General features: G+C 72.5%; 1 protein-coding gene. It reads right to left on the reverse strand.

Features of this window, described 5'->3' with window-relative positions:
* Positions 1-6,371 (reverse strand): type I polyketide synthase (locus ACFZBU_RS45705; protein WP_391589750.1); only part of this gene is annotated, 6,371 nt, incomplete at its 3' end.
* Positions 6,372-6,395: the final 24 nt, after the last annotated feature.

Here is a 6,395-nt window from a genome sequence, read left to right on the forward strand (position 1 = left end):
CCGGTCCCGTGCGCCTCCACCGCATCCACATCCGCCGCAGACAACCCGGCCGCGCCCAACGCCTGCCGAATCACCCGCTGCTGCGACGGACCGTTCGGCGCGGTCAACCCGTTCGACGCGCCGTCCTGATTCACCGCCGAACCACGCACCACCGCCAGTACCGGATGCCCATTGCGCCGCGCATCCGACAACCGCTCCACCAGCACCAGCCCGACACCCTCACCCCACCCGGTGCCGTCCGCCGCCGCCGCGAACGACCGGCACCGGCCGTCGGACGACAGGCCGCGCTGCCGGGAGAAGTCGAGGAACACGCTGGGCGTCGACATCACGGTGACGCCGCCCGCCAGGGCCAGTTCGCACTCGCCCGACCGCACCGCGTTCACCGCCAGGTGCAGCGCCACCAGCGACGACGAGCACGCCGTATCCACGGTGACCGCCGGCCCCTCCAGGCCGAACGTATAGGCCACCCGGCCCGAGGCGACGCTGCCCACATTGCCGTTGCCGATGTAACCCTCCAGCTCGTCCGGCACCTTCCGCAGCCGGCCGCCCGCGTAGTCGTAGTAGATGGCGCCGGCGAACACCCCGGTCCGACTGCCCCGCAGCGAGGTCGGATCGATGCCCGCGCGCTCGAACGTCTCCCACGCCGTCTCCAGGAGCAACCGCTGCTGCGGATCCATCGCCAACGCCTCACGCGGCGAGATCCCGAACAGGTCCGGGTCGAAATCGGCGATGGTGTCCACGAATCCGCCGGTACGCACGTAGGTACTGCCGGGTCGGTCCGGGTCCGGGTCGAAGATGCGCTCGATGTCCCAGCCACGATCGGTGGGGAAGTCGGTGAGGGTGTCCACCCCACCGGCGACCACGTCCCACAGGTGTTCGGGTGCGGTGATTCCGCCGGGGAACCGGCAGCCCATGCCGACGATCACGATCGGGTCGTCGCCGGCGTCGGAGCCGACCGACGACACCACCTGCGCTCCGGCGGTCGAGCCGACCGGGCCGGCGTCCTCCTCGGCGAGCCGATCACACAACCACCGGCCCAGGACCACCGGGCTGGGGTAGTCGAAGACCAACGTGGCGGGCAGCCGCAGGCCGGTCGCCGTGTTCAGCCGATTACGCAGTTCCAGACCGGTGAGCGAATCGAAGCCCAGGTCGCGGAACGCCCGCGTCTCGTCGATCTCGGTCGCATCGCCGTGGCCGATGACGGCGGCGGCGTGCACGCACACCGCCCGGATCAGCGTCTGCTCCCAATCGGCCGCCGAGACACCGGCCGGACGACGGCGCAGCTCAGCCGCCGAACCCGCCGTCGCAGCCCGCCGGTTGGGTACCCGGGCGAGACCGCGCAGCAGCGTGGGCACCACCGATCCGGCCGTACGCAGCACCGCGAGGTCCATCCGGACCACGGTCGGCGTCGGTTCGGCATGGTTCGTCGCCGCGTCGAACAGGGCCAACCCCTGTTCCGGGGCCAGGGGCAGTACACCCAGGCGCGCCATCCGCTGCCGGTCGGCATCGCCGAGCCCGGCGGTCATCTCGCTGGTCGGCGCCCACCAGCCCCACGCCAACGAGCTGCCCGGCAGGCCCTCGCGGCGCCGACGGCGAACGAGGGCGTCGAGAAAGGCGTTGGCCGCCGCGTAGTTGCCCTGGCCGGGGTTGCCGAGCACACCCGCCGCAGAGGAGAACAGCACGAACGCGGTCAGGTCCAAGTGCCGAGTCGCCTCGTGCAGGTTCCATGCGGCGTCCACCTTCGGGCGCAACACCGCGTCCAGCCGGTCGGCGGTGAGGGACTGGACGACGCCGTCGTCCACCACACCCGCCGCGTGGATCACGGCCGTCAGCGGGTGTTCGCCGGGGATGTCCGCCAACACGCGCTCCAGCGTGACGCGGTCGGCGGCGTCCCCGGCCACGCAGGTCACCTCGGCGCCGAGCGTGGCGAGTTCCGCGACCAGGTCCGCTGCGCCGGCGGCCGTACCGCCGCGTCGACTGAGCAACAGCAGGTGACGCACGCCGTGGTGGGTGACCAGATGCCGGGCGAGCAACGTGCCCAGGGTTCCGGTGCCGCCGGTGATCAGGACCGTACCGTCGGGAGCGGGCGCGAAGCCGGCCGATCCGGCGTCCGCAGGGGCTCGAACCAGGTTCGGCGCCCAGGCCGTTCCGTCTCGCAGGACCAGCTGATCCACACCGGTCCGCAGGCCCCTGGCGAAGTCCGGGCCGGGGTCCGCGACGGAGTCCGCGTCCACCAGGACGAAACGCCCCGGGTGTTCGGACTGGGCCGAGCGGACCAGGCCCCAGACGGCCGCCGAGGCCGGACGTACCTGCTCGTCCGCGACCGCGACCGCGCCGGAGGTGACGAACACCAGCCGGGAGTCGGCGAATCGCTCGTCGGCAAGCCAGTCCCGAAGCGCCGCCAACACCTGCCGGCCGGCCGTGTGCGCCGCCGCCACGGGGTCCGCGTCGTCGACCGACACGGGCAGAACCACCTGAGCAGGTACGTCCGTTCCGGTGTCAATGGCTGCCGTCAGCACGGCGAGATCGGCCGCACCGTCGCCGCCCAGCAGAGTCGCGTCCAGCGCGTCGTCGGCGGCGTCCGGTAGCTCCAACGCGGTCCACGCGAGCGTGAACAGGGAGTCGCGGACCAAAGCATCGGGCGTCCGCAACCCGTCCGCCGAGACCGGGCGGATGGTCAGCGACTCGATCGCCACCACCTTCCGGCCGTCCTCGTCCCACGCCCGGACCGACACCTCGCCGGAAGCCGAGTCCGAGCCCGGGCCCGAACCCACAGCCGATCCCGACCCCGAGCGCACCAGCCGAACCCGCAACCGTCGCGCCCCGGGAACACCCGCCCGAATGCCGCGCCACACGAACGGCAGCCCCGCCATGATCGGCGTATCGGCACCGGCCGCAACCACCAGCGGATGCAACGCGGCATCGAGCAGCGCCGGGTGCAGCGCGAACCGGTCCGCGTCCGCGTGCCCCTCCTCCGGCAACTCCACCTCGGCGAACAACTCGTCGCCGCGCACCCGGACCGACCGCAGCCCCTGGAACACCGGGCCGTAGTCGAATCCCGCCACCGCCAGCCGCTCGTAGGCGTCGTCGACGCCGACCACCTCGGCACCGGTCGGCGGCCACGGCCCGGCCGGCATGTCCTCGGCCCGCTCCTCGCCCGCCGCGACCAGCACCCCCGACGCGTGCCGGGTCCACGGGTGGTCCGGCGGCGCGTCCTCGGCGCGCGAGTGCACGTCGACCGTCCGGGCCCCGTCGCCTCCGTCGTCGCCGTCCGCCGCACCGACCACGACCTGTACCAGGACGCCCGAGGCATCCGGCAGCACGAGCGGCGTGTGCAGGGTCAGTTCCTCGATCGCCGGGTAGCCGACCTCGGCGCCGGCCCGCAGGACCAGGTCCAGGAACGCCGTCCCGGGCACGATCACCGTGTCGAGCACGGCGTGGTCGGCCAGCCACGGTTGGGCGGTCGTCGACAGCTGCCCGGTGAACACGGTACCCGCGTCGCCGGCCAGGTCGACGGCGGCGCCGAGTACCGGATGCGCCACCGCCCGCTGCCCCCAGGCCACGCCGCCGCCTGCGGGCGATTCGGCCTCGGCCCAATAGCGGCGATGCTGGAAGGCGTACGTGGGCAGATCGGCCCGCCCCTCGCCCGGAAACAGAGCGGCCCAGTCCACCGGCACACCCGCGACGAACGCCGCCGAGAGCGCGGCGACCAGCCGATCCGGGCCACCGTCGTCCCGCCGCAACGTCTCCAGGACCGTGCCGTCTTCGACGCCCAGTTCCTCGAGGGTTTCCCCGAGCGGCACGACCAGGCCCGGATGCGGGCTGCACTCGACAAAGGCGACGTGTCCGTCGGCAACGGCCGCCCCCACGGCAGTGGTCAGCCGTACCGTCCCACGCAGGTTCTCGAACCAGTAGCCGGCGCCCAACTCGGCCGGGTCCGTGACGGCTTCCCCGGTCAGCGTCGAGTACATCGGCACCCGACCCGCCTGCGGCGTCACCGCGGCCGACAAACGCTCGACCTGGTCCCGGACCACCTCCATGTGCGCGGAATGCGACGCGTAGTCCACCGGGATCCACCGGGCCCGCACGCCCTCGCGCTCACACGAAACGACGACGGCGGCCAGCGCCTCACGGTCCCCGGAAAGCACCACACTGCGCGGCCCGTTGACCGCCGCGAGCGACAATCCGTGTGTACCGGCGACCAGTTCCTCGGCCCGCTCGACGGACACCCCCACGGACACCATGCCGCCACCGGCCGCCGCGATCCCGCGCAGCGCCCGACTGCGCAACACCACGATCCGTACCGCATCCGCCAGCGACAGATGACCCGCCACATGCGCAGCCGCGATCTCCCCCTGCGAATGCCCGATCACCGCACCCGGCTTGACCCCACACGACTCCCACCACCGCGCAAGCCCCACCATCACCGCGAACAACGCCGGCTGAACCACATCAACCCGCTCGGCCAACGCCTCACCACCCGCACCACGCAACACATCCAACAGCGACCAATCCGCCACCAACGGATCCATCACCGCCGCACACTCCGCCACCGCACCCGCAAACACCGGCGAGCACTCCAACAACCCCGCCGCCATCCCCACCCACTGCGACCCCTGCCCCGGAAACACGAACACCGGACCGGGTCCGGCGAACATCGGCCGCCCACCGGCGAGTTCACCGCCGTCGGCCACCTCGCCCGTCCCGACGGCGAGTTCGGCGACATCCTGCCCGCGCACCACGGCGCGCCGTTCCAGCACCGCGCGCCCCGCCGCCAACGACCGGCCCACATCGACCGGATCCGCCTCGGGGTGCTCGGCCAGCCAGTCCCGCAATCGCCCCGCCTGCGCGCGCAACGCGGCCTCGGACCGAGCCGACAACACCCACGGCAGGACACCGCCGATGCCCGTGGGCGGCGGGACCTCCTCGACACCGCCGATGCCCGTGGGCGAGGACACCTCCACGACACCGTCGTCGCCGTCCGCGGGCGCCTCCTCCAGCACCACATGCGCGTTCGTCCCGCTTGCCCCGAACGACGAGACACCGGCGCGGCGCGGCCGGTCGGACCTCGGCCACGGCACGGGCTCGGTGAGCAGTTCCACCCGCCCGGCCGACCAGTCGATGTGCGGCGAGGGCGCGTCGACGTGCAGCGTCCTGGGCAGCACACCGTGCCGCATGGCCAACACCATCTTGATCATCCCGGCCACCCCCGCGGCGGCCTGGGTGTGTCCGATGTTGGACTTGATCGACCCGAGCCTCAGCGGCCGATCCGCGGTCCGATCCTGACCGTAGGTCGCCAACAGCGCGTGCGCCTCGATCGGGTCGCCGAGCGTGGTCCCGGTGCCGTGCGCCTCCACGGCGTCCACGTCACCGGTCACCAGCCCGGCGCTCTGCAGGGCCTGCAGGATCACCCGCTCCTGGGCCGGCCCGTTCGGCGCGGTCAGCCCGTTCGACGCGCCGTCCTGGTTGATCGCCGAACCGCGCAGCACGGCCAGTACCGGATGCCCGTTGCGTCGCGCGTCGGAGAGCCGTTCGATCAGGAACAGGCCCGCGCCGTCGGAGAGGATGAACCCGTCGGCCGCCGCCGAGAACGGCTTGCACCGGCCGTCGCGGGCCAGTCCGCGCTGCCGGCTGAAGTTGACGAAGATCTCCGGCGTGCACATCACCGTCGCGCCGCCCGCCAGGGCCAGATCGCATTCCCCCGACCGCAGTGCGTTGCTCGCCAGGTGCAGCGCCACGAGAGACGACGAGCACGCCGTGTCCACGGTCACCGCCGGCCCCTCCAGGCCGAGGATGTACGCCACGCGACCCGCCAGCAGACTGGCCCCGTTGGCCATGCCGAGCGTGCCGTCCCGGCCCTTGGCCGTCCGGGCCAGCACGGTCGTGTAGTCGAGGCCGTTGATCCCGGTGTAGATCCCGGTCCGGCTGTGTCGCAGCGACGTCGGGTCGATGCCCGCGCGCTCCACCGCCTCCCACGAGGTCTCCAGGAGCAGCCGCTGCTGCGGGTCCATCGCCGCCGCCTCGCGCGGCGAGATGCCGAAGAACTCGGCGTCGAAGTCCGCGACGTCGTACAGGAATCCGCCCTCGCGGACGTACGACGTGCCCGGTCGGTCGGGATCCGGGTCGTACAGGCCGTCGAGGTCCCAGCCCCGGTCGGTCGGGAACTCGCCGATCGCATCGCCTCCTTCGGCGACGAACCGCCACAGGTCCTCCGGTGTACGCAGACCACCCGGGAAGCGGCAGGCCATGCCCACGATCGCGATCGGCTCGCGCTGCCGGTCCTCCAACTCGCGTACCCGGCGGTGCGCGTCGCGCGCATCGGTGATGGCCTTCCGCAGGTACGAGCGCAGTTTCTTTTCCGACTCAGCCACGTTGCCTCTACTCCTTGCCGACAC

This window comes from Embleya sp. NPDC008237 (assembly GCF_042956465.1).
Classification (GTDB): domain Bacteria; phylum Actinomycetota; class Actinomycetes; order Streptomycetales; family Streptomycetaceae; genus Embleya.